General features: G+C 59.7%; 22 protein-coding genes. 20 read left to right on the top strand and 2 right to left on the bottom strand.

What is annotated here, in order from left to right; all coding sequences use genetic code 11:
• The first annotated feature begins 67 nt into the window (after nt 1-67).
• From U5A57_RS17605 to U5A57_RS17555, 11 genes are all read left to right on the top strand, one after another.
• The gene (locus tag U5A57_RS17605; protein ID WP_321912892.1) at nt 68-1,480 is read left to right on the top strand and encodes a BNR repeat-containing protein; all 1,413 of its coding nucleotides are present in this window, start codon (nt 68-70) and stop codon (nt 1,478-1,480) included.
• Between the two features lie 225 nt (nt 1,481-1,705).
• Nucleotides 1,706-2,875 carry a nucleotide sugar dehydrogenase gene (locus tag U5A57_RS17600; protein WP_321912891.1) on the top strand — a complete coding sequence of 390 codons (1,170 nt, stop codon included), beginning with the start codon at nt 1,706-1,708 and terminating at the stop codon, nt 2,873-2,875.
• A complete protein-coding gene (locus U5A57_RS17595) occupies nt 2,872-3,984 on the top strand; it encodes a glycosyltransferase (RefSeq protein ID WP_321912890.1) in 1,113 nt (370 codons plus the stop codon). Before U5A57_RS17600 ends, U5A57_RS17595 begins: the two co-directional genes overlap by 4 nt.
• A complete protein-coding gene (locus U5A57_RS17590; RefSeq protein WP_321912888.1) occupies nt 3,981-4,532 on the top strand; it encodes a hypothetical protein in 552 nt (183 codons plus the stop codon). The genes U5A57_RS17595 and U5A57_RS17590 overlap by 4 nt, the downstream gene beginning before the upstream one ends.
• A gap of 2 nt (nt 4,533-4,534) precedes the next feature.
• Complete coding sequence (locus U5A57_RS17585) at nt 4,535-5,509, top strand: polysaccharide deacetylase (protein WP_321912886.1); 975 nt, start codon at nt 4,535-4,537, stop codon at nt 5,507-5,509.
• Entirely contained in the window at nt 5,506-6,819 is a 1,314-nt protein-coding gene (locus U5A57_RS17580; RefSeq protein ID WP_321912884.1) for a glycosyltransferase family 4 protein, read from the top strand. Before U5A57_RS17585 ends, U5A57_RS17580 begins: the two co-directional genes overlap by 4 nt.
• A complete protein-coding gene (locus U5A57_RS17575) occupies nt 6,771-7,910 on the top strand; it encodes a glycosyltransferase family protein (RefSeq protein WP_321912883.1) in 1,140 nt (379 codons plus the stop codon). Before U5A57_RS17580 ends, U5A57_RS17575 begins: the two co-directional genes overlap by 49 nt.
• Nucleotides 7,911-7,923: 13 nt before the next feature.
• A complete protein-coding gene (locus U5A57_RS17570) occupies nt 7,924-9,396 on the top strand; it encodes a glycosyltransferase (RefSeq protein ID WP_321912882.1) in 1,473 nt (490 codons plus the stop codon).
• 78 nt (nt 9,397-9,474) lie between these two features.
• Nucleotides 9,475-10,182 (top strand): GNAT family N-acetyltransferase, encoded by a 708-nt coding sequence (locus U5A57_RS17565; protein WP_415774638.1) that lies wholly within the window; start codon nt 9,475-9,477, stop codon nt 10,180-10,182.
• A 109-nt stretch (nt 10,183-10,291) separates the two neighbouring features.
• Complete coding sequence (locus tag U5A57_RS17560; RefSeq protein WP_321912878.1) at nt 10,292-10,663, top strand: CidA/LrgA family protein; 372 nt, start codon at nt 10,292-10,294, stop codon at nt 10,661-10,663.
• On the top strand, nt 10,660-11,403 hold the full coding sequence (locus tag U5A57_RS17555) for an LrgB family protein (protein ID WP_321912877.1): 744 nt from the start codon (nt 10,660-10,662) through the stop codon (nt 11,401-11,403). The genes U5A57_RS17560 and U5A57_RS17555 overlap by 4 nt, the downstream gene beginning before the upstream one ends.
• Nucleotides 11,404-11,480: 77 nt before the next feature.
• Here U5A57_RS17555 and U5A57_RS17550 read toward each other — a convergent pair whose 3' ends face one another.
• Complete coding sequence (locus U5A57_RS17550; protein WP_321912875.1) at nt 11,481-12,761, bottom strand: O-antigen ligase; 1,281 nt, start codon at nt 12,759-12,761, stop codon at nt 11,481-11,483.
• 333 nt (nt 12,762-13,094) lie between these two features.
• Here U5A57_RS17550 and U5A57_RS17545 point away from each other — a divergent pair, with 333 nt between their 5' ends.
• From U5A57_RS17545 to U5A57_RS17505, 9 genes are all read left to right on the top strand, one after another.
• Nucleotides 13,095-13,466 (top strand): CidA/LrgA family protein, encoded by a 372-nt coding sequence (locus U5A57_RS17545; RefSeq protein ID WP_321912873.1) that lies wholly within the window; start codon nt 13,095-13,097, stop codon nt 13,464-13,466.
• Nucleotides 13,463-14,206 carry an LrgB family protein gene (locus tag U5A57_RS17540; protein ID WP_321912871.1) on the top strand — a complete coding sequence of 248 codons (744 nt, stop codon included), beginning with the start codon at nt 13,463-13,465 and terminating at the stop codon, nt 14,204-14,206. Before U5A57_RS17545 ends, U5A57_RS17540 begins: the two co-directional genes overlap by 4 nt.
• A gap of 1,287 nt (nt 14,207-15,493) precedes the next feature.
• On the top strand, nt 15,494-15,997 hold the full coding sequence (locus tag U5A57_RS17535) for a hypothetical protein (RefSeq protein ID WP_321912869.1): 504 nt from the start codon (nt 15,494-15,496) through the stop codon (nt 15,995-15,997).
• Entirely contained in the window at nt 15,994-16,326 is a 333-nt protein-coding gene (locus tag U5A57_RS17530; protein ID WP_321912868.1) for a hypothetical protein, read from the top strand. The genes U5A57_RS17535 and U5A57_RS17530 overlap by 4 nt, the downstream gene beginning before the upstream one ends.
• A gap of 35 nt (nt 16,327-16,361) precedes the next feature.
• On the top strand, nt 16,362-16,589 hold the full coding sequence (locus U5A57_RS17525; RefSeq protein ID WP_321912866.1) for a hypothetical protein: 228 nt from the start codon (nt 16,362-16,364) through the stop codon (nt 16,587-16,589).
• A 3,158-nt stretch (nt 16,590-19,747) separates the two neighbouring features.
• The gene (locus U5A57_RS17520; protein ID WP_321912865.1) at nt 19,748-21,007 is read left to right on the top strand and encodes a hypothetical protein; all 1,260 of its coding nucleotides are present in this window, start codon (nt 19,748-19,750) and stop codon (nt 21,005-21,007) included.
• Nucleotides 21,008-21,209: 202 nt separating this feature from the next.
• A complete protein-coding gene (locus U5A57_RS17515) occupies nt 21,210-21,707 on the top strand; it encodes a hypothetical protein (RefSeq protein WP_321912864.1) in 498 nt (165 codons plus the stop codon).
• A gap of 3 nt (nt 21,708-21,710) precedes the next feature.
• Nucleotides 21,711-22,397, top strand: a complete 687-nt coding sequence (locus U5A57_RS17510; protein ID WP_321912863.1) for a C39 family peptidase — start codon at nt 21,711-21,713, stop codon at nt 22,395-22,397.
• Between the two features lie 62 nt (nt 22,398-22,459).
• The gene (locus tag U5A57_RS17505; protein ID WP_321912862.1) at nt 22,460-23,119 is read left to right on the top strand and encodes a hypothetical protein; all 660 of its coding nucleotides are present in this window, start codon (nt 22,460-22,462) and stop codon (nt 23,117-23,119) included.
• A 45-nt stretch (nt 23,120-23,164) separates the two neighbouring features.
• Here the strand turns inward: U5A57_RS17505 and U5A57_RS17500 are convergent, their stop codons facing one another.
• The gene (locus U5A57_RS17500; protein ID WP_321912860.1) at nt 23,165-24,610 is read right to left on the bottom strand and encodes an acetate kinase; all 1,446 of its coding nucleotides are present in this window, start codon (nt 24,608-24,610) and stop codon (nt 23,165-23,167) included.
• Between the last annotated feature and the right edge of the window lie 90 nt (nt 24,611-24,700).

The raw sequence follows: 24,700 nt of genomic DNA, 5'->3' as shown, positions 1-24,700 counted from the left end.
AACTCGCTGGTGGATTGCAATCAATAACGGACGAGCATCAGGCTCGCGAAGCGGAAGGCATTGACCTATGCGTATTGTTACGTCAGCACCGGTATTTGTTGGTGGATTGCTTTTGTCGGGTATCTCTGGGTCTGTTTTCGCCCAGGAAGCCAATATGGCGAACGCTTCGAAGTGTACGGCTCCAGCGCCCGAGATCACAATCGACCGGGCGTGGGGCGCCGCGCGCGTCGCGTTTGATGCGCTCGAGAACAAGGACTATTTGTACGTCGCCTATTACGACGCCGAGCGTTGGTTGACCGTTGCACAAATCAACAAATGCAGCGGTAGCCTGGAAAAGGTCAGGGTCCCGTCACGTTTTGGCGGATGGGACGAACACAACTCGATCGCACTCGCGTTTGACCCTGAGAATAGACTGAATGTCTCAGGCAACATGCATGTGTCTCCGTTGGTCTACGCGCGCATGGACGCGCCGGATCAACTCGCAGGCCTCAGTCTGCTAAGAGGAATGGCGGGCACGGATGAGGCGCGAACGACCTATCCGTATTTTTTCCGCTTTCCCGACGGGGCACTGGGGTATTCGTACCGATCGGGCCAGAGCGGCGATGGAATCGAACTGATTAATCGACTGGTTGGTTCTGACTGGGTTCGCTGGACGAGTCGGCCTGTTTTTGCGCCAAATAGTGGTGGAAATACGGTCAATGCTTACCATACCGACTACGTTTTGGGACCGGATAAGTTCTTTCACGTAGCGTGGGTGTGGCGAAGGACATATAAGGTTGAGACGAACTTTCACGTCAATTATGCAAAGACCAAAGATTTGCGGGTTTGGGAGGACAGTCGCGGCAACGTTCTTCCCTTGCCGATCACGCCGACGTCTGCAGAGGTTGTCGATCCTGTTTCAGAGAATTCAGGTCTCTTCAATAACGTTCGTCTGGGGTTCGATGTAAAAGGGCGGCCGGTTATCTCTTATGTGAAATTCGATACCACCGGGGCGACTCAGTTGTATCACGCCCGTCCGGGAAGCAACGGTTGGGTATCTGTACCGGCAACGGCGTGGACGTATCGCTGGGATCCACGAGGTGGTGGTTCGCTGCCGAGTGAAGTCAGCTTTTCAGGCGTAAAAGTCAGCGACGGTCGATTGATAGAACAGGTCCACCAGCCGGAGATCGGAAGCAAGATCTTTGTATACGGCGATGATTCGCTCAAGGTACAGAATGCGCTGAATCCCGATGCTGCGGAGCCGACCGTGCAAATTAAGGATCGTCGCCCGCCCAAGGGGGCTATCCTCAATACCCGAGCGGTCAGGACGGAGAATTCGAAATCAAAATTTGTGAAGTATCTCTATGCAATTTCGTGGTTTAGCCTCCCTGTGGACAATCGGGATAAGCCTAGAGATTGCGCAAAGGCTGGGTTGCCGTGTGATTTCACTTCGGAGTTGGTGCTGCATTCTGCACCGATTGTGACCCCGCCGGAGCATTGAAGATATTCGAATCTCAGTCCGGCAATCAGAAAGAAGGCCGGCGCATGCCGCAGGTGGTGCATTCGTGATTTCCGAAGGACGAAGTTCAGGCGGATTTCGGCTTTCGGCCGCATTTCGCTGTGAGACAATTCTGCCCGGAATCGTGCAACTGAACCTTGGCGAGCGAGCCCAGGCTCGCAATGCGCTGCCCAGTCCGCATTCCGCTATCTGTTTTGAGGCATTTGTATGAAAATCGCAATCGCCGGCACTGGCTACGTTGGCCTTTCTCTCGCCGTACTGCTGGCCCAGCACAACGAAGTCATCGCTCTGGACATCATTCCGGAAAAAGTGGCGATGCTCAACCGCAAGGAATCCCCGATCGAAGACGCCGAGATCGAGGACTTCCTCGCCCACAGGCCGCTCAATTTCCGTGCGACGCTCGACAGGGCCGAAGCCTACGCCGGCGCCGACTATGTGATCATCGCGACGCCGACCGACTACGACCCCGAAACGAACTACTTCAACACGCGTTCGATCGAGAGCGTCGTTCGCGAGGTGAAGGAAATCAATCCGCGTGCGGTCATGGTGATCAAATCGACCATTCCGGTCGGTTACACCGAGCGCACGCGTGAGGTGCTTGGAACGGAAAACCTGATTTTCTCGCCGGAATTCCTGCGCGAAGGCAAGGCGCTGTACGACAACCTGTATCCTACGCGCATCGTTGTCGGCGAGCGTTCGGAACGTGCGGAAGTCTTCGCCAACCTGCTCAAGCAGGGCGCGGTCAAACAGGATATTCCCACGCTATTCACGGGCAGCACCGAAGCCGAGGCAATCAAGCTTTTCGCCAATACGTATCTCGCGATGCGCGTGGCGTATTTCAACGAACTCGACACATACGCCGCCCAGCACGGGCTGGACACGCACCAGATCATTCAGGGCGTGTGCCTCGATTCGCGCATCGGCGCGCACTACAACAATCCGAGTTTCGGTTACGGCGGTTACTGTCTACCGAAAGACACCAGGCAACTGCTCGCGAATTACCGCGACGTGCCGCAAAATCTGATTCACGCGATCGTGGAATCGAACAGCACGCGCAAGGACTTCGTTGCGGAGAGCGTGCTCAAGCGCAGCCCGAAGGTCGTGGGCATCTATCGTTTGGTCATGAAAGCCGGCTCGGATAATTTCCGCGCGTCGAGCATTCAGGGCGTCATGAAGCGCATCAAGGCGAAGGGCGTCGAGATCATCGTGTATGAACCGGCCATGCACGATACGGCGTTCTTCAACTCGTCCGTGGTGAACGACCTGGCCGAATTCAAGCGTTCGGCGGATGTGATCGTGGCAAACCGCATGACGTCCGATCTGGAGGACGTGGCCGACAAGGTGTACACACGCGATCTGTTCGGCGGCGACGCATGAACGATCCGAAATCGGCTCGCAGCGACTCGCCTGACCGGCAACTGCCTTGCATTCTGTTCTTCAACGTCAATGGCTCGGGAATGGGCCATCTGAATCGTTGTCTTTCGTATGCGCGGCGACTGCGCGGTCGTGCCCGGCCGGTTTTCTTTTCGTTGGCGTCAGCAATCGAACTGATCGAAGAGATGGGTTTCGAGGCCGACTACTTCGTTTCGCCGTACTGGTCGGAGAGTTCGACGTTCGCGTGGAATAGCGAGTTGGCTGTGCGTTTCGGCATGATGCTCGAGCGCGTGCGGCCGGATGTGATCGTGTTCGACGGCACCTGGCCGTTTCAAGGATTCCTCGCCGCATGCGAGGCGTATGGGTCGCCGGCGCTCGTGTGGTCGAACAGGGGTTTGCTGAAGGAGGGCGCCAAGACGGTGCCGGTGGACGAGGCATTGTTCGATCTCGTCGTGCAGCCGGGCGAGTTGGGCGCGCAGGAAAGCGAAACCGCACTCAAAGGCGGTGGCGTGCGCGCGCTGGTACCGCCCGTCTGCGTGCTCGAGGAGGATGAGTTGCTCGACCGCGCCGCGGCGCGTGAGGCGCTGGGCCTTCCCCCGGATGGCCGTTTCGTGTTGATTGCGCTCGGCCCGGGCAATCTCAAGGATGTCGCGGGTATCGGTCACGGGTTGATTCGAAATTTCGAAGCGGCTGGATTCAAGGTGGTCTGGGTGCGTGCGCCCATCTCGGTGCGCGACGTCGAGTTGCCGCCGCACGTCCTGCCGCTCACGGTTTATCCGCTGGCGCGCTATCTGCGCGCGTTCGACGCCTTCGTTGGCGCGGCAGGCTACAACACGTGCTGCGAACTGGTACAGGCGGGCGTGCCCGCATTGTTGGTGCCGAACGCACAACTCGCCGACGATCAGGTTCGCCGCGCGCATATGGTCGCCGACGCCATGCCGGCCGTCGTTTCGGCGTGCGAGACGGATGACGAGCGCGAGGCCGCTGTGCGCAAACTTCTCGGCATGTTGAACTCGGCTCAGCCTGCGCGCGCCGCGATCCCCATGAATGGGGCGGTGCTAGCGGCTCAAAGAATTCTCGCTTTGGCAACCAGCAGGGAGCGTGCGCCGTGAGTGTGATTGCAGAAGCAAAAACGTTGCGCAAGCAACTGAAGGCGCTTGCAGCCAAACCCGAATGGGATTTGCTCGCGCGCTACGACCTGCTTGCGAAAAAGCCGCCAACTGCGTTGAAGGATCGTGCATGGCGTTGCCTGCGGCATCTGCTTGCTTCGGCGGGCCTGATTTCGCCGCACGTCACGCCGTATCCGTGGCTTTCCACCCTCAAGCACCGGCCGGTTTCTGCCGATGTTAAGACAGTGATGATCTGGGCGCTGGGCGCCGATCGTCACCAATTGCGCGCCGCATGCGAAGGTTTTTCGAGCAAGCTGGAAGGCGACAATCATCTGGCGCCGGTTCTGGTCACGGATATTGCCGACTTCGCCTTTTATTCGCGTCTGGGCTGGCTCGTGGAATATGTACCGTCGCTGAGCGGCGGCGGCCCATCGCTGCATGAGAGAAAGCAGGCGTATCTCGCGTGGCGTTATCGCGATGCATGCATCGTGCCGTTGAGCGCTGGTCTGGCCAGCGCGCCGGAATGGAATGCATTGCTGAAACTGAGCTGAATATGATGGAAAAGAATCGCTATGCCATGTTGACGGTGGATACCGAGGCGCTGCCCAAACGCGCGCCGCACGACCACGTCAAGCGGCTGATGTGGGGCGTGCACGAGCGCGGAACGGCGGGAATCCGGGAAATGGCCGAAATCGGTGACGAGTTCGGTGCCAAGCATGTCTATTTCGTCGATCAATGTGGCGCCTGGTCGTATCTGGACGAAACGCGCGAGGTAGTGCGCTGGCTCGATTCCGTGGGCCAGGATGTCCAGTTGCACACGCATCCGGAATACCTGCCCGATTCGTTCTGGGCCGAACACGGACTTGCGCGCCGGCCGCAGTACATGAACCAGTACACCGACGACGCGCGGTCCGAATTTGTGATCAGGCATTTCGGCAACCTGATTTCCGCGGAAACAGGCAAGCCGGTACTTGCGCATCGCGCTGGTTCGTTCCGCTGGAATGCGTCGACGATCCGCGCACTTAAAGCCGCAGGTGTGCGTGCATCGTTCAACAATTCGATGTGCGCCGTTCACGCGAATCAGGCCGTTTTCAGCGAGCCGACGAACCTTCCGTACGCCTGGTCGAACGGCGTGCTCGAAGTGCCGATGACGGAAAAGAGGATCCTGCCGAAAGTCGGCAAGGAAGAATGGTGGGCGCGCCTCACGTATCCAGAATCGCCATATTTCCGCTTTCGCCCGTGGTGGGGCAAGTTGCTGCTCGACGCATTCAGCGGTAGCCCGACCTTTTCCATTTTCCTGCTGCATTCCTGGTCACTGCTGTACTGGGACGAAAACGGCTATGCGACCTATCGCGATGACCAGCGCGTAGAGGGCTATCGCAAGCTGCTGCGTCGCCTGACGAAGGACTACGACGTGATCACGACGGCGGAGTTTCTCGATCTGCACGCGCGGGGCAAGATCAAGATGGCGAAAACGGTGGATCTCGCGCGCGCTGAAGTTAAACCGCAGGCGAAGGCGGCAGCATGAGCAGTGCACTTGAGTTCCTCCAAACGGCCGTCACTGAGCCCTATCTGGGCTTGAGCCGGTGGCTCACCGTGCGCGCTCTGGAGCGCAAGGCCAAGCTGCGCCCCAGCGTCGATACGTACAACGCGAATGGTGGAGGCCTGCTCTATGTCGCCGCGAGCGCGTTGCCGTACCACACGAGCGGATATACGACACGCACGCACGAGGTTATCCGCGCGATGGCGTCGGCGGGTGGGCGCGTGCACGCATTGACGCGGCCGGGCTATCCCTTTGATCGCGTCGACCGCTTGCGCGACGCAGCAGGCGAAGAGACGCAGGTTGGAGAGGTGCGATATCTGCATGCCAACGGGCCGGCCAACAATCGCCCGGTGCTCCTTTACGCCGTGCAGGCGGCCCGCGTTGTTGCAAAGTGGGCGAAGCAACATCGCGTGTCGGTCATTCATGCGGCGTCGAACCATGTCAACGCGCTGCCGGCACTACTGGCCGCGCGGCAACTGGGTATTCCGTTTCAGTACGAAATGCGTGGCCTGTGGGAGCTGACTCGCATTTCGCGCATGCCCTACTTCGAGGGACGCCAAGGCTTCAGGCAAGGACTGGAACTGGAAGGCCTGGTTGCACGCCATGCGGACCGTGTGTTCGTGATCTCGGAGCAACTGGGCCACTTTGCCCGTGAGCGATGGGGCATTGCTGAAGAGCGTATGTTTCTGCTGCCCAATTGCGTCGAGCCCGAGCGGTTTTCATCGCAAGCCCTGGCGGAGGTCGAGCCGAACAGCATCGGTTACGCGGGGTCGCTGATCGCCTACGAAGGGCTCGACACGCTGATCGACGCCGTGGCACAACTGCATGCGCGCGGTGTGCCGCCGAAAGTCAGCATCATCGGAGATGGTGAGGCGCGTAGGGCGCTCGAAGCGCAAGTGGTGCGCCTCGGTTTGTCGGAGCACATCCGCTTTTTGGGCCGGATGTCACCGCAGAACGCTCAGGAAACGCTGAGCCGTTGCGCGCTCGTGTGCATTCCGCGCAAACCGTTCAAGGTCTGCGAGATTGTGCCGCCTATCAAGCTCGTCGAGGCAATGGCGATGGGCAAGCCGGTCATCGTGCCGGACCTGCCGGTCTTTCGCGACGAAATGGGCGCACAGCCTGCCGGTTGGTTTTTCAAGGCCGGCGATGCCGCCGATCTCGCGAGTGTTATCGAAACGGCATTGGCCGATCGCGCGGGGCTCACCGTGCTCGGCGAACGAGCAAAAGAATACGCGACCACACAGCGTTGCTGGCGCGATTTTGTCATCAAGGCACTACCAAAAAGTGTGGGGTAAGGGGAATGGTCGGTAGGGTCATTAGAAAACTGGGATCACTGGTCTACGACTATCCGAAGGTTTCGGAAGACGCAGAGCGAGCCGGGCGCTTCGGGCGCCTGAAAATCGGGCTCGTTACAGACTATTTCACGGCCGACTGTTTGTCTGCCGAATGCCGTGTGCGCGTATTGACGCCCTCGAATTACCGGGACGTCATCAAAAACTGGAAGCCCGATCTCGTACTCGCGGAGTCCGCTTTTCATGGCGTAGACGGTAGCTGGCGCTATGAATTAGCGAAGCAGCCGAAAACGCTGCGCCTCACGAAACCGAAGGCGATTTTCCGCCTGATCGATTTCGCGAGGCAAGCCGGCGTCCCCACCGTGTTCTGGAACAAGGACGACGGTCCTTTTTTTGAAGCATTCATCGACGTGGCGAAGGCGTTTGATTACGTCTTCACCACGGACGAAGAATGCCTTGAGCGCTATCGCCGGCAGGTACCCGCGCACGTGCCCGTGAATACGCTGATCATGCCGTTCCAGCCGGCATTTCATAGCTTCACGGGTTTCAATTTTACACGCAACGAGGTCTGCTTCACAGGCAGCTATTACCGTCGCATACTGAACGAGCGGCGCCGCTTTCTAGACATGGTGTTCGAGATTTGCGAGCACAGCGCGATGCCGCTCAATGTGTTCGATCGAAATCACGATCGATTGTCTCGCTATCTCGAGTTCCGCTTTCCGAAAACGAGCCAGATGCAAATGCACGGCAAGGTGCCTCACCGCGAAACGGCGAATGTCTACAAGTCGCATGCCGTGTCGATCAACGTGAATTCGGTCACGAGTTCGGAGACGATGTTTTCGCGTCGGCTGCTGGAAATCATCGCGTGTGGAGGCATTGCGGTGACGAACCCGAGTCGAGCCGTTGATCGCCATTTTCGCGATTTCTGCCACGTCGTGAATACCTACGAAGAAACTCGCGATCTCTTCGCGCGTTTGCGTAATGGACCTTCACGAGAAGATCTGGATCGCGCCGAGGCTGGGGCAAGGTACGTGCGCGAGCACCACACCTGGGCGCACCGGTTAGAGGAAGTCTGCGCTGTCGTGAAGCTGTGAGGAATTGATCACGATGCTTGCGTTGCTCTCCTGGTTTTGTCAGGCCGCTTTTTTCGTCGTCGTTGTCTATTTTGCGCTGTACGTTTTCCTTGAATTGCGGGTCTTTCTGATTTCGCGAAAAGTGGAGCGGCGCAAATTGACCGAACTTGCCCATTCGACGACGGATGCCGCGGCGGATCGTTGGCCAACGGTGAGCGTTCTGCTGCCTGTCTGCAACGAATCCGACGTGGTGGAGCGGCTGATCGATGCTGCCTGCCGCCTGCAATATGCGGCAGAACAGCTCGAGATTCTGGTGCTTGACGATTCGTCGGACGGCACCACCGAGCTCGCGCGTCTGAAAGTCGCGCAATACGCGGCACACGGTGTCGATATTCGCCTGCTCAAGCGGCGAGATCGCAAGGGCTATAAGGCCGGCAATCTAGTCAGCGGCATCCGGCAGTCGCGAGGCGAATTCTTTGCGATATTTGATGCCGATTTCGTACCACCGGTCGACTTTCTGCAGAAGACAATCCCGTGTTTCCAGGATCCCAAGCTGGGCTTCCTGCAAACGGGCATCGGCTACGAAAATCGCGATGTATCATTCCTCACTCGCTTTCAGGCGATGGAGATGGGGCACCAGCAATACGTGACCGTTGGCCTGAGCGAGGACGGCGACATGGCATCGCTGAGCGGCAGTTCGTGCGTATGGCGCAAGGTCTGCGTGGATGCGCTGGGGGGCTGGAACGATTCGACGGTCACGGAAGATGTCGATCTCGGCTACCGGGCGCAGTTCGGCGACTGGAAATACGCCTATCTGCGTGACGTGGTGTCGATGTCGGTGCTGCCCGAGACCATCAGCGCATATCGCATTCAGCGCGAGCGCTGGGGACGCGGCCTGATTCACAGCGGATTCAAGCATGCGAAGGAGATGCTGTCGCAGCGAATGCCGCTGATGAAGCGCATGCATGCGATTTCGGTGATGTTTTCCTCGGTGCTGCTCGCTTCGATTTATGTACTGATCTTATTGAGCCTACCGCTCACGTATCTTGTGCATTTTGACAGCGCCTCGATGCGTTGGGGCGCACTTGCATTCTTCGGTCTCGTTGCGCTCTGGGGTTTGGAAAATGCGTTTGCTGCACGCAAGGGTGCACGATTCGACAGTCAGCCAAACTACCTGAAGGCCCTGTGGGATACCTATCGGTACATCGCAATGTTCTTGCCGATGGCCTGGTACTACTTCGTCGGCGGCGTGCGCGCCCTGCTGGGTGTGCACGGGGATTTTCACCGCACGCCAAAGGGAAGGGACGGCTATCTCGCCATTGTGCCGCGCATCAACTCCGTGTTGCTGGCAGGTGAGATCTTCACGTTCCTCTATTCGGCGATGGCAGTTTGGGTGGCGTTTCAACGCGGAAAGTATTTCCTCATGCCACTGGACGTCACAGTGTGCGTCGGCTTCGGGATGGTGCTCTATTGGTCGTGGCTGGAGAGACAGGTGCATAAGCGCTAGTAGCTCGGTACGAGCATCACCTCACGGCGCGCCTGGGCGCGCCGTATCCGTAGTCGAATAACGATATCGAGCATTGCGATGAGTTACGTTCCCCGAAATTCGAAGTCAGACATGCCGCAGAAGCACGCTAACGCTTCTCTCGGTCTGTCGTTTCGCCCCGCGCGCGCCGATGACGCGGCCGCATGCGCGTCGCTCGTGTTCGCATCGGGCGAGCACGAATTTGAGTATTTCCTCGGTACCCCGCCCGAGCGATGCCGTGAGTTTCTGGAGTATGCATTTTCGCTTTCGCGCGGCCGCTTTTCGTGGCGGCGTCACGAGGTTGCCGTCGATGAAGCGGGTCGGATCGTTGCAGTCCTCGCGGCCCACGACGGCCGCCACATCCTGAGTGATGACCCGCATATCGTCTGGACGCTATTGCGCCATTTTGGCCCCTTGCGTACGGTGCCGATGCTGCTGCGCGGCCTTGTACTCGAAACAGAACTGCCCAAACCAAAGCGTGTGCAGACGCTCATTGCGCATTGCGCCACGCTTACGGAGGCGCGCGGCATCGGTGTCTTTTCCGCGCTGTTTTTGCATGCACTCAGCGATGCCGTTGCACGCCAGCGAGGCCTCGAAACAGAAACCCGGGAAATCGTACTTGACGTGCTTGTGAGCAACACGCGTGCCGCGGCCCTTTACCGTCGTTTGGGTTTCGTCGTGTTGCCGAGACGTAAGCCGCGTTCGCGGCTTCTGCCCGTGGCGCTCGAATCAGTGCGTATGCGCTACCAGCCACAGGCAGCAGACTGAAGCAGGTGTCGCTGAGGCGCGCGTAAGAATCCGGTAGACTCGCATGCCTGGCGCGCGCGAACGATGCGCGCGCCGGTCTCCGCACGGAGGCCTCGCGCCGACCTGAATCATGCTTCGTTCCCTAGCCGCCCTCCTGTTCTTCCAGTGTCTCGGCGAGAGCGTGTCCTACGTGTTCTCGCTGCCGGTGCCCGGTCCCGTGATCGGCATGCTCCTGCTATTCGCTTTCGCGCTGATGCGGCCCGCCGCCGCCGAGGCCATCGAGCCGACCGCCCTCGAATTGCTGCGCCATCTTTCGCTGCTCTTCATTCCTGCGGGCGTAGGCATCATGGTGTCGGCGCAGGCGGTGCGCGGCGAGGCGCTTGCCGTGATCGCGAGCCTCGTCGTCAGCACGACGCTTGGCATCGCGGTGACCGCACTTGTCACGCGCGCATTGTTGCGTCGCCAGCGGCGCAACACGACCGCCGGGGAGAGTGCATCGTGAACAGCCATCTGCCCATCACGAAGCTCGACGCAATCTGGGTTTATCTCGCCGCCACGCCGCTGCTCGGCTTGACGGTGACGCTCGTCGCCTATCTCGTCGCCATCAACATCTACGCGCGCGCGAAGCACAATCCGCTCGCGAACCCGGTGCTCATCGCCGTGGCGCTCGTCGTCGCGGCGCTCAAGATCACGGACACGCCATATCGCACGTATTTCGAAGGCGCCCAGTTCGTGCACTTCCTGCTCGGCCCCGCGACGGTCGCGCTCGCATTGCCGCTCTATCGACAGTGGGACAAGCTCAGGCGCGGCGCGTTGCCATTGCTCGGCGGGCTCGTCGCGGGTTCGCTCACGGCGATCGTGTCTGCGGTCGGTGTCGCGAAGCTATTCGGGGCTTCGCATCAGACGATTGCGTCGCTCGCGCCGAAGTCCGTCACCACACCGATCGCCATGGCCGTTGCCGACAAGATCGGCGGCATCCCGTCGCTCACGGCTGTCCTTGTGATATCGACTGGCGTGTTCGGCGCAGTGACCGCGCGCTGGATTCTCAATGTGATTCGCGTACGTGAAGTGCAGGTGCGCGGGTTTGCGATCGGCGTCGCGTCACATGGCATCGGCACCGCGCGCGCGTTTCAGGTGAGTGAGGAGATGGGCGCGTTTTCGGGCCTTGGCATGGGCCTCAATGGCGTGTTCACGGCGTTTATCGTGCCTGTGTTGCTGCCAGTCCTTCTGCAGTGGTTGTAAGAGCGTCGCCGTTACATCCCGCGTGAAACTTACCGGGCACGAATTGCCTCGCGCACCGCGGTGCCCGGCGTTTCACGCTACAAAGCGCCGGATTTGACATCCGTGCGTTCCGCGATCGCCGCGAGAACAGCCAGCATGGTCGCGTAGAAAGAAACCGTGCTCTTCAGGTCGAAAGTCTCGACCGTCAGTCCGAAGACGAAAAACATCAGGACGAAGGACACCCCCATGAGCGCCGTACGCCGCGCTATCCTTGATGCGGATTTAAGCTTTGCCGCGAAAAAGACGGCAGGCACGATATAGATCGCGAGCAGTGCGAGACCGCCGACAATCCCGTAGTTGGCCATGTAGGCGAGCAGCTGGTTATGCACTTCGCCCTCGCCGAACGCCGCCGCGGTGGGGGTAATTGCACCTTGCTTCGCCATTGAGGCCATTTTGTCCCGAAAACCGTCACCGCCGAGGCCCAGCACCGGATGTTCGGCGATCAGTGTGGAGGCTGCCTCATAGAGTTGCAGACGGATGCCGACCGACGTGTCGCGATGGCCTTGCGTGTACTGAGTCAGGTTCGATGACACATCGTTGACGCGGTCGCGCACTGTCCCCGAAAGCCCGTACACGAGACCGAGCAGGAGCGCGACGGCCACGGGCATCAGCAACTTCCAGTGGAGCGGTTTGTTGCGGCCGAGCTCCCACACGATCAGCAAGGCTACGAGCGGAATTGCCGCCCAGCCGCCGCGCGCGCCGGACAGCAGGGAGGCAGCGAGGCCTGCAAACAGTCCCGCGATCTTGAATGCGCGCCCGAGCGCCGAATCCTTACGCCACCAGTTGAGTGCAATCGCCGACAGCACGCCAAGCGCGAGCGCGAGATCGCCAAAATGGATCGGGTTCAGGAACGCACTGCCGATGCGGCCGTCGCCCCAATCGCGCGGCATGAAGAGGGCCAGCGCCAGCGCGGACAGGGCGCCCAGCGTAAAGGAGAGGTCCGCCCAGACGAAGATGCGCTGTGGCGCACGTCGCAGCGCCAGAAAAATTGGGATCGCGAGCAGGAACCGCGACGGCGAATCCCAGGTCCGGAGCAAAGGATGCCCATGCGAGATCGTACTGAGGGCCACGGCGGCAACAGGGCCACACAGTGCGATGCAAAACGCGAGTGAGTGACGCTCAAGCGGCGCATAACCATAGGGAGCGCCAGTTGGCCGCCGGATCAGCGCCGCCAGTGCAATGACGCCCGCGCCAATCGATACGGCACTCGAAGCGCCTTGCACGAGCATGGCGATAGAGGGAAAGGCGAGCAGGAAAGCTGCGGTCAGCCAGTCGCCGGGCACTGTGCGTCGGGAATCAATCGTAACTGCTGTGGGCATCGCTACACTGCTGTTGTATGTAAGGGCGGGTTGTTTGCACGTCGTCCCCGTATTGCGTCCTCACTCCGCAGCTTTGTGGGAGCTGAGCGTGAGGCGGAACCGGCTATTGTACGCATAGATGTTCCTCGCTCGATACTTCTCCGATGCTCCGGGAGCACTTAGGTGATCACCAACGGCCCGATAAAAATCGGGACCGAACGTAACGTGCGTAGTCTACAGCGCGCACGAGAAGGGGGCGAATCATCCACTGGTATGACGAATCGCTGCGCCTCGCTCGCCGTTGGCTACACTTCGCGCGCCGCGCATGTTTCCAGCCTCGCCCGACCCTCAGCCATGCTTCGTTCCCTTGCCGCCCTCCTGATATTCCAGTGTCTCGGCGAGAGCGTGTCCTACGTGTTCTCGCTTCCCGTGCCCGGTCCTGTGATCGGCATGCTGCTCCTCTTCGCTTTCGCGTTGATGCGGCCCGCTGCCGCCGAGGCCATCGAGCCGACGGCGCTCGAATTGCTGCGCCATCTCTCGTTGCTATTCATTCCGGCGGGCGTGGGCATCATGGTGTCCGCGCAGGCGGTGCGCGGCGAGGCGCTCGCCGTGATCGCGAGCCTCGTCGTGAGCACGACGCTCGGTATCGCGGTGACGGCGCTCGTCACGCGCGCACTGCTGCGTCGTCAGCGGCGGAACGCGACGGCGGGGGAGGGCACATCGTGAACGGCCACCTGCCGACAACGAAGCTCGACGCGATCTGGGTCTATCTCGCCGCCACGCCGCTGCTCGGCTTGACGGTGACACTCGTCGCCTATCTCATCGCCATCAATATCTACGCGCGTGCCAGGCACAATCCGCTCGCAAACCCGGTGCTCATCGCCGTGGCGCTCGTTGTCGCGGCGCTCAAGATCACGGATACGCCGTACCGCACGTATTTCGAGGGCGCCCAATTCGTGCACTTCCTGCTCGGCCCGGCAACGGTCGCGCTCGCCCTCCCTCTTTATCGTCAGTGGGATAAGCTCAAACGCGGCGCGCTCCCGTTGCTCGGGGGCCTCGTTGCCGGCTCGCTAACGGCGATCGTGTCGGCGGTTGGTGTCGCGAAGCTCTTCGGCGCCTCACACCAGACCATCGCCTCGCTCGCGCCGAAGTCTGTCACCACACCGATCGCCATGGCCGTTGCCGACAAGATTGGCGGCATCCCGTCGCTCACGGCTGTGCTCGTGATTTCGACGGGCGTGTTCGGCGCGGTGACGGCGCGCTGGATTCTCAACGTGATTCGCGTGCGTGAGACCGAGGTCCGTGGCTTTGCGATCGGCGTCGCTTCGCACGGTATTGGTACTGCGCGCGCATTTCAGGTGAGCGAGGAAATGGGCGCGTTCTCGGGCCTCGGCATGGGGCTCAACGGCGTGTTCACGGCGTTCGTCGTGCCAATATTGCTGCCAGTCCTTCTGCGGTGGCTGTAGAGAAGTTCTGGCCCTGTCGACGTGATTCGCCATTACGAACTTCAGCGGTCCGATGGTTTAGGCGCCTAAACGGTTAAAGCCGGAATGGCGCTGCTTCCGTGAAGCTTTTGACGGGGAATTTCGGCTCGTAGACGGCACCACCGTTGGTTCAAATGGTTCACACCTTGCATTTCTGGATAAGTTATTGTTTTTAAAAGAAAAAGCCAGCCTGACGGAGTGCTTTCGTTTAGGCGCCTAAACGTAATCGTTGCGATATTTGATTTAATCATCTAGAGACGAGGAAGTTTGGTCTTCATTATCTAATCTAGAGCAGGTAATTCGCCCCAAAAACTAACTTTCGAGATGAAACGCGCGATCTGATACGAACCAATTAAGTCTATGTCGGCTACCGAGCCACTACGCGGAGACGAAAGCGTCAATTTGCCAACCAGCAATCTACGAGTTTGCTCATCCGTGCGGGTATCGGCCGACTACCGCGCCTGCAGCGCGTACCGTGTCTCTCGGCAGCGCAAATAAACCATCGCCGAGCAGGCGGGGATCATTTCCTCGCTTACCGCCGTGCCCGGTTAGCCCGAAGAGCATATTGGATCTCAATATCTTGCGTGCGTGCGTGCGTGCGTGCGAGGCTTGGCGGTTGGCGTTGCGTTACAGGCTATTAGCATTTCGCGAGCGCTTTAGGTAAGCGAGGAGATGGGCGCGCTTTCGGCACGACGCGCGCCATTCTGCGGAGAACCTGTTTAGGCGCCTAAACGCCTAAACCCGGAATGATGCAGTTTTTGTGGAGCTTTCGGCTATTGCTCCGTCGATAGAAGATCAAAAACAATCGGCTATCTCGCCAGCTGTCCCGCTTTCAACCTTTCAACAGATCCGGAGACCGGCCGCGTGCCCGTCTCGTACCGGCGGGTTCCCGTGCCGCCTTGATTTTCTCTGACTGCGACCGGTCGTCTCGCGGATATCGGGTTGCCCATGATTTGATGCTGCTGCGGTATGGGTAGAGCCGCCCCATGAATCTTTGGGATTGATTCGATTGAAATGAACCTGCGCGAGTGTGAAGCGCGGTCACCGTGCTCCAGTGGCGCGGCAGGTAGTGCCAACTATCGCGCGAAAGGCCGGCGACAGCGAGCAAAAGCCCCCCTGTTCTTGTGACCATTCACCGACTTTCTCTCTCGTCGTGCTCGATAGACTGGATGCAGCAAAGTCGGAGTTCGATAGGAAATCGAAGCGAAGATAAAGCTCGTCTCCGACTTTCGCGCAACCCTGTCAACACCACGCTCAAGGACACTGAACTTGAAAACTCCCGTCTTCGCCGTTGACGTCGGCTACGGCAATACGAAGTACGCATACCGCGCTACGAGGGGCGCAGTTACCACCGGCATATTTCCTTCGCTCGCTCCGCTGGCCGCGAGCCGCGCACTTTCAGATTACGGTGTGAGCGTGCTTTTCACACGCAAGGTCGCAATGATCTCAATCGAGGGCATCGAATACGAAGTTGGTCCCGATGTGCCGATCACCGCAGCTTACGGCAGGACAGGCCGCGCGCTCGCGGACGACTATGTGTCGACCGACAACTATGCGGCGTTGCTTTTTGGCGCGCTTCATTTCGCCGGTGTCACCCACATCGAGCGTCTTGTGTTGGGCCTGTCGCTTCACAACATGGAAACCTATTCTGCACAGCTAAAGGAGTTCCCGCGTGCTGTCATCGAACTGATCGACTCAGCCTGCCTCGCAAACGCGCACGGATTCCTGCTCGTTGGCGAAGCTGGACTTGCGCGTGAACGGGGGGCGGCATGAACAACATCAAGATGGAGATCACGATCAACCCGCTTGTGTCGCCGCTGCTGTACGAACGACTGAATCGCTGTACTTCGGCGCGCGAGCGAGCAACGGTATTCAGGTCGCTCGCCGAGGCGCACCTTCGTGAAGAGTTGATGCAGCGTACGCGAGCATTACGCCTGGGATCCGGGTTGCCCACGTCGGTGCACCCCACGCCGTCGAGCTTGTCAGCGAACGACGCGATCGCGACCGAAGGTTTCCAGACTCTGAGCGTAGATGATACGGCGCACCTGCCGCCGGAGTTCAGCGAAGAACTGGTCAAGCAACTGGCGGCCTACTTCGACTAGATGCGCGAACTTGACTTTGCCACGAGCGTGAAAGGATGAGTTCAGACCCGGGTGACGCAGCGCGCCGTGCTGTGCACCCGGGCATCTACGTCAAGGAAATTATCGACATGGAATATGAACGCCTCTTTGCCATCCTGCACGGACAACGTCTCGGCGAACTTCTTTCCTGGGTCTACCTCGCGGCCCTGGCCGCGGTTGCGATCGCCGGCTGGAAACTCGGTGGCATTCTTTTCGACGCACGCCACCGCTCGGAGGACGAATGATGGAAAGATTCGAGAGGGCTGCGAGAGGTTTCATGAGCTTGCACTGGCTTGTGCGTCGTGCAGCGATCGCAGTGGCCTGCTATCTGCTCGCGTTCCTCGGAGTGTGGTTCTACGCGGAAGGAATGCAACAGAGCGGCAAGTTTCTATTTACCGTTGGCAGTGTTGGATTTAGCTGGGCGATCGGATTCCTGTATCTGATACGAGTCGCATTTTCCCTGCTTTTCCGGTGTCGGCGCATGTTTATGTAAGTCCGGACGATGCGGGCGGGCCACGAAGACGTGGCTCGAAGCAGAAGGAAACACCGTCGCCGGCTTTGATCTAGCGAGCTCCTCACATCGCGCCGGGAGCAACGCACCACACTCGCGGCAGCCGGCACCCCCGGATTTCGGTACGCGTCGCCAAACAGAATAGGGCCGAAGTTTTCGCCGAGGTAGGGCATCACCGTCGCCGTGATACTCTATATCTCGGCGTCATCTGCGAAAGGAGAATGACGATGGGTTGGAGTTTCTTCGCAGTGGCTGTCGCGCTGCGTTCAGCGCACTAGCCTTGGTCATGAACCACAACGGTCGGAAAGCCGACAGCGAACGTGCAAATACACGGCGCCCCGACGGCGGGGATTGAACGTGGGCTGCGGCCTTGCCGCGATCTACGTTGCATTGGGCTTGTGCGGTCTTGGCATGATCACGGATCGCGTTCGTCAGCAACGCTGAGTGCGACCGTGCAAACAGAAGGTGTCCACTCCACGGGGAATGACTATGGGCTTCGCCATTTTTTCTTTGATTGTTGGGTTGGCCATCTGCTGGTACGGTGGCTATATGACGAGGAAGGGACGGGAGGCGGATCGTGAACGACGTTCGCATTCGGACTGAACGGACGACGGCAGTGTGAGCCTCAACTGTCCGTTCTTGGCGGTTCGTTCGTGGGTTCGATGCTTGGCACCGGGGCACGCACGTGCGGCTTCAGTGACTGTCAAAGGTAAAAGCTGGCGAGCGCTTTACACTGGACGCATCGCGGCGGTTGCGACCGGATTCGCGCACTGATCGAAGAACAGGTTAGGGTGGCTAATAATGGCCGTGGATGCGCGCCGCTGCCGTGCTAACCTAAAACTGGTACTGCCTACGGCTGGAGAGCAACGATGGGCTGGAGCTTTGGTGCACTGGGAGTCGCTATCTTACTTGCCGCGTTGGGCTTAATGATGAACCGAAACGGTCGCAGGGCCGATCGTGAACGTCGAACCCGCCGATACAACGGAGACTGAATATGGGTTTCGGCATTGTTGCGATGATCGTTGCGTTGGGTCTGTGCGGTATTGGCATGATCATCGACCGAAATGGTCGCAAGGCTGACAGCAAACGTGCCAAAAGAGGACATCTAGTCCGCGGAGAATAATCATGTATTTTGGACTCTTTGCTCTGGCTATTGCGTTGACCTTCTCATTTTACGGTAGCCGTATGGTGAAGAAGGGCCGTGAGGTGGAACGTGCGAGCCGCTTGCGGCCGCGGTAAGTGGACAGTGCTACTCTATACCGTGTTATCGTCTACTGACGGAAAACGATGATGGGCCGGAGTATTGCTGCCTAGACCGTCGCCTTCATACGTAGCTGCGTTTGCCTCGGTTTTGGACCGGAGCGGTCGCAAGGCAGACCATGAACGTGCGAACGGAGTGCCTCCACTCCACGGAGAATGAGCATGGGTATTGGACTTTTTACGCTGTGTGTCGCGTTGGTCGTCTACTTCTACGGTGGCTATATGGTGAAAAAGGGCCGTGAGGCAGATCGTGAGCGCCGCTCGCGTTGGGACTAAACGAACGACTGCTGTGCCAGCTTAGGCTATCGAATTCAATCAAGGCCGCGTCTTCGAGCGCGGCCTTGTGCATTTTCGGTACCTTTCGTGCGTTGGATCTTTGGTTGACTGGACGCGCCCGCAGATCGGGGGCCAAGCTCGACATCACCCGCAAGACCGTAGGCAGGCGGTCGGTTGGCCGGTGCATGGTCGACTCGAGTACGTTGGAACTGTCCTGAGTGGAGCAACGGCCAGACGTTGTCGATACTGTCGGCCCATGGCGTAGCCGTTTAAGTCGATTGTTCCGGGCGCGATGCCTCCTTCGAGAGGGCGAATTGCGCAATCTACTCTCGCTATCATCTGGCAACCGATGTCACGTAAATGTCACGATGGCTACCTCCACGACTCGTGACGAAGAGAGAGTGTCGTTGTATTGGAGAACAAAACGATGTGGCGGCGAGACGTTTGCAGGCAACCTCCGCGTTTTATCGCTGTTGCGAATCTCCAACCCGGCGTTTGCGCTCTTCCGTTATAGGGTCGTCGACCAAGTTTTCCCTCCGCCACCGCGCACGACTTTCGGTGCTGCGCTGCACGATGCCAACCGATGGCATTGTCCAGCGCTGTGCGAAAACACGTGGTATGCCGCCGTCAATGTAGATAAAGAAAGGATCCCGAAGCAATCAACAGTGTGTCCAGTGGCACTTGTTTTCAGCCACCCGCGCAGCGGCACAACTCAACCTCAATCCATTCTTTCGTGCAGTGCAGAAACTCGAGGCCAAGATGTTCTGAAATGTGTGGAACCCAACAGAATGCATGCGCGCTCTTGTTAAAATTCGCATGTGCAAAACGTATACTTCATCGACAAGAAAACTTCATATAATTGGACATTGGTTGAGATGGTATTTGGTATTTGCGATGTGGGGACGCGTAAAAGATACGTTTTCGCAGATGTTCAGGCAGTCCATTTTTACCTCTAGCGCAGTGGCGGAAAAGAGCTAGAGATAGCACGGACAAGGCCTTTAGGCCGACAAGCCGAGTCCGCTGCCGAAGCAATAGACCCCGAAGCGATTTTTGGATGCATCAAAATAGATACGTTTTTCAGGTCCTCTAATCGACTTTAGAAAAGCCACATATCGAACTGAATCTAAAGAACTTTCCTGACCTGCTGGTCCGCTGAAATCGGTGCAATGCGCGTTTCTATGTTGCATTTGAGAAACATACGGCGCGAGTGGAAGCACTTACACAAAGTGCCGCATCCCAATATCTGAAATTTCCCCTTTTAATTCAAAGTCTTACGCGCGTGGCACCGCCTATGCAACTGGGGCGGCGGATTGGTGCACTTTGCCAACCCACCCCCCGGCTCAACAGGAGGTTCTTATGCGCAAGACAATACTAGCGTCCGCTGCGATCCTCGCCTTTGGCTTCAGCGGCTACGCGATGGCAAACCCATGCCAGGACGGCAGTACGTCCTGTAACCAGAAAACCGAAATCGGATCGAATTCGTCGAGCATTAGCGCGTCGTCAGCGCAGCAGAGCACCACAGGCAGTAACGCGAACGAAGGTAGTTACGCGGACGCATACAACACCAGCAAGGCTGTTGCGCTCAGCAAGCTTGACGGTGCAGTGTCCGGCGTCACGGTCTCCAACATCGGCAACGTCGCCCAGAATTGGGGCAACGCCAGCGGTGGCAAAGGCGGCCGTGGCGGTAGCGGCTACGGCTTAGGCGGCACGGGCGGCGCCGGCGGCTCCGGCTCCGGTGGTGATGGCGGCAGCGGTGGCAACGCGAGGAACGGCAGCGCGACCGCAGGTGCTGCGTCCAACGGGGGCTCCACGGCTGGCGACGGCTACGCCGCGACGGGCGCCAATGGCGGCGATGCCTACGCTCATACCAAGGCTGGCTCGGCCGACTCTTCTGGTGGCAACGCAAGAGGCTCAGGCGGCGGCGCACTGGCTGCATCGGTCGGTGTAGGTGGCAGCGCCAGCGGTCGCGGTTGGGGTGGCGGTTCGGGGTCGGGTTCGGGTACGGGTACTGGCGGTTCGGGTAGCTCGTCAGCGAGTTCTGGCTCGGCTACCCTTGGCGCGAGCACGGCTTCGAACACCGGGGCAGGCTCCGGCGGCGCCGGCTCCGGCTCCGGCACCGCAGTCGGAAGCGGCACCGGCAGCGGCAGCGGCACTGGCGGCGCTGGCTCGGGCGGCGCGGCGACGGCTTCGGGCGGAGCAGGCTCGGGGACCGGCGGAGCAAGCTCGTCCACCGGCGGTGCGGGCGGCACAGCAACCGCCACCGCTGGCAACGGCGGCGCGGGTGGCTCGGCAGTTGGCGGCAGCGCTTCGAATGGCGGTTCGTCGACGATGGCCAGCAACGGCAGCGCAACCGCAGGCAGTGGCGCGGTCGGTGCAATGGGCACGGGCGGCGCGGGTGGCACTGGCAACGGTGGCACTGGCAACGGCGCAGTTGGCGGTGCAGGCGGCGCAGGCGGAACCGTTACAGTCGATGCGGGCTCGTTCGACATGTCGAACACCATGGGCAGTGCGGCATCAGGCGCAGCAGGCATCACGGTCATGAGCCAGAACACCGGTATGGCCTCGCTGATCCAGCAGGCAGTGACCGTCCAAGCCAACCTGAACGTCGGCCACTAGGCGCAACGGCGCTTGTTGAAGTAGGTCGTGCGATTTGCCGTGGGGTGCGCAGTTGCGCCTCACGGCAGTCGTCCCGTCGTCATGCGGACGAGGTCAGCGCGCTTTCGTTGCAACCCGCCCTGCAAGCTGCATGACGAAACAAGCAGCTATCGAGCCTTCTGCGCCGGTTGCTTTGCGTCGCACAGAGGGTAAGGAGACAACCATGCAAGCGCAAAAACGGTTTGCGCAGCTGGTCATGCCTTTTGCGGTTGTGCTGTCTGGCCTGATCGCTCAGGCGGCCGCCGCCGAGTCGCTCGAATCTCGATCACTACCTGTAGCCGTCAATGCCGGTGAGACGAGTGCCACACCTGTCGGCTCGATCGCCGCAACGCAAGTCGTTGCGGATAGTTCATCATCGGTTGCGCAAACGGCGCCGGCAACGTCCACGACGGACACGCAGCCTGCTCACGATGCGAGCTTTGGGGTTGCGTTGAATTCCGATCAGTTGGACGGCCTGCGAGGCGGCGATGCACTGGTCGGCCAGAATTTTTTGAACGGCACGGTTGCGGATAACGTTGCGAACCGTGTGGTGACGGGCTCGAATGCGATCAGCGACGGATCGTTCTCGAATTCGAGCGGATTGCCGACCGTCATCCAGAACACTGGTTCGAATGTGCTGATTCAGAACGCGACGGTGTTGAACGTGCGCTTCGGGAACTAGGCGATGAAACACGTTGCAGCGTATCTCGCGTTCGCGTTCAGCTGTTGCTTGCCGGCCGCTCACGCCGACCCCATCGACGTCACTGACCCGTCGGGCGGGTATTACTCGCTGCATGTGACGAGCTTGAAGGAAGCCCGCTTCAAGCGGACCATCAAGCAGCAATACGACTTCAGTTGCGGTTCGGCGGCAGTGGCAACACTGCTGACGTATCAATACGATTTTCCGGTGACCGAGCAGCAGGCGTTCGTCGAAATGTTCCAGAACGGCAATCAGGACAAGATTCGCCGGGAAGGTTTCTCGCTGCTCGATATCCGAAACTTCCTGATGTCGCGTGGCTTTGAAGCCGACGGCTATGAAGTGCCGCTTGAAAAGCTTAGCGAAACGAACACGCCCGCGATCGTTCTGATCGTCGAACACGGCTACCACCACTTCGTCGTGATCAAGGGGGTGCGCAACGGCCGTGTGCTGGTCGGCGATCCGGCCACCGGCACGCGCGCGATGTCGCGGGAGAGTTTTGACGAAAAGTGGCAGGACCACATCGTGTTCGTCATTCACAACAGGCGTCAAATGGCGAGCTTCAACGATGCACGAGACTGGCATGTCGCACCGGACGCGCCGCTTTATACCGGCATTCCGCATGACAGCCTGTTCAACGTGGTCGTACCGAAACTCGGTCCAGGTCAATTCTGAGGCTAGCGATGAAATCCGGACACCTGAAACTGGCCGGCGTTGTCACAGTGCTATGTAGCAGCATGTCTTCGTTCGATACAGGCGCGGCCATGGGCGATTCGCCGGCAATCGCGACCGGTCTGGTCATGACGACGCAGAGCGCGCCGCAAGACGCGGCGGATGCAATGGATGACGAGGTCGTGCCCCCGCAACAAGTCGCGGCAACGCAGCGACAAGACGCACCCGACACGGTGCAGGCGGACGCCGCGTACGTCGCGATGCCCGCGGCTGAAGCCGGTGCGAACGATGCCGACCCGGCGTGGGCGTCCGCCGATCTCGTGGCGGTGAGCGAGAGCCGGCTGGACGACATGCGCGGCGGGTTCGACTTGCCATCCGGTCTGGTGGTGTCGTTCGGCATATCGCGTGCTGCGTTCGTGAACGGCAATCTTGTTGCGCAGACGAGCTTCAACATTCCGGATATCGCCAACATGACGGCACAGCAGGCGCAGATGCTCGCGAGCGCGAACACCGCAGCGCTGGTACAGGTCGGACCACACAACTCCGTGCAGCAAGGGGCGCTGCCCGGACTGACCGGTGCGGTGATCCAGAACTCGTTGAACAATCAGCAGATACAGGCGCTTACGACGATCAACGCGGGTGTGAACTCGCTTGGCGCGTTCAAGGCGACGAACTTCCTGTCCACGATAAATAGCGCACTCGCCGGCGTGGTACGTCCTCGCTAGTCGCGGTAGTACATCGTCGTCGCGGCCGCGCAAGTCTCGGCGTGGTCAGAAGGACATCGGCACACGCAACGTGAGCGTCAAGTCCGGGGTGTCGCGCGTGAGGCCGGCGCCGATCGAGAAGTTGAGCGTGGTCGTCGGCGACAGGCGGTACGAGTAGCCGATCAGCAGCGTGGCGAGGACGACGCGCACTGAGCCGGGCACCGTTTGGCCATTCTGCGAGGTCGGCAATACGATGCTCTGGTCGTAGCCGATACTGACCGACGCCTTCTCGTTCAACGAGAGGCCCATGCCGATATTGAATCCCCAGATATCGCCCGGCTGAATCTTGCCAAGCGCTTCCGTCACGCCGTTGAGCAGCGTGAGACTCTCGTCCTTCCCGAAGCTGTGCAGGTAGCTGAAGTTGCCGAAGAACACGACCGGGTCCGTCGGGAACAGCCACGTGAGGCCTGGCTGGATCGCGAGGAAACCTGAGCCGGTCGGTTGCTGCAGCGGCAGGCCCGTGTTGGCTGTCGTGCTTGCCACGCACGACACCACGCAATCGGTCACGACGTCGAACGGGCTCTTGCCCGTCGCTGTCTTGAAGCGCAGCCAGCCAACATAGTAGAACTTGTCCGGACCGCCTTGATTAAACTGATAGCGCAGCGTCATTTCGACGTCGCCGATGTCGTGGCCGCTACTGCTGATTGTGGTGTTTGCGGCCGTGCCAGCGAAGGGCTCGCGTGCGACAACATCGTTCCACTGGTACACGTACGGGACGCGGACTTCGAACTCCATCCGGTTTGTAATCCCGTAGCGGAATGCGACGCCGCCGGTCAGCGTTGTCGTCTTCACCTCGTTCACGTTAATGAGCCCGATCAGAAGCGCCGGAATGATCGTGTAGCCAACGAGAGAGATCTGGTTTTCCGACGCGTAGCCGAACTGGAAGTACGGCTCGACGACGAACGTATGGCGTGGCGTGAGCACACCGGGCTGGTCGAAGATCGGCGCGACGGCGGGTGGGCGGGTGTCCGCGACGGGGGCCTGGCCGACCGGCGTGGATGGCGTACCTTGCTGGGCCGAGTTGCCGGCATTGGCGCCTGCGTTCTGGTCTGCTTGAGTGGTGCCGCCGGATTGCGCGTTCGCGGGTGCGCCGGCTTGCGCAGCCTGATCGGCCTGAACTGCCTGCACTGCGGCAGTCGCGCCACCGGTTGCAGCGGCTCCCACTGGCATGCCGTTGACGTCGGTGCCGCCTGTGGCGCGCCTCGTGTCAAGCTGGCTAGCATTCAGTCTACGGCTGAGTTGCTGAAAGTTTGCCTCTTCGTCCGCGAGTTTGCGCTTGAGCGCCTCGAGTTCCTTGAGGCGCTGATCGACTTCGGTGCGTAGTGCTTTTATGTTCGCCTGGTCGGCCTCTGCGGCCTGTGTTTCAAGCGACTGCCCGTGCGTTTCGACGCTGAATGCCAGCAGCGCCGCGTAACTGATAGCGCGTATGTGTCGAAATCGCATGCACTTCATGGGTTTCTCCATGTCAGGCTTGCAGTTCTACTTCTATGAACTTCGACAAAAGACCGACGCCGACGACCCGTCACCCTATGCCGCAATGCA

The sequence above is a fragment of the Paraburkholderia sp. J11-2 genome, from assembly GCF_905220185.1.
Taxonomy (GTDB): domain Bacteria; phylum Pseudomonadota; class Gammaproteobacteria; order Burkholderiales; family Burkholderiaceae; genus Paraburkholderia.
The sequence above is the reverse complement of the archived record's forward strand: the minus strand, read 5'-3'. Positions and strand labels throughout refer to the sequence as shown.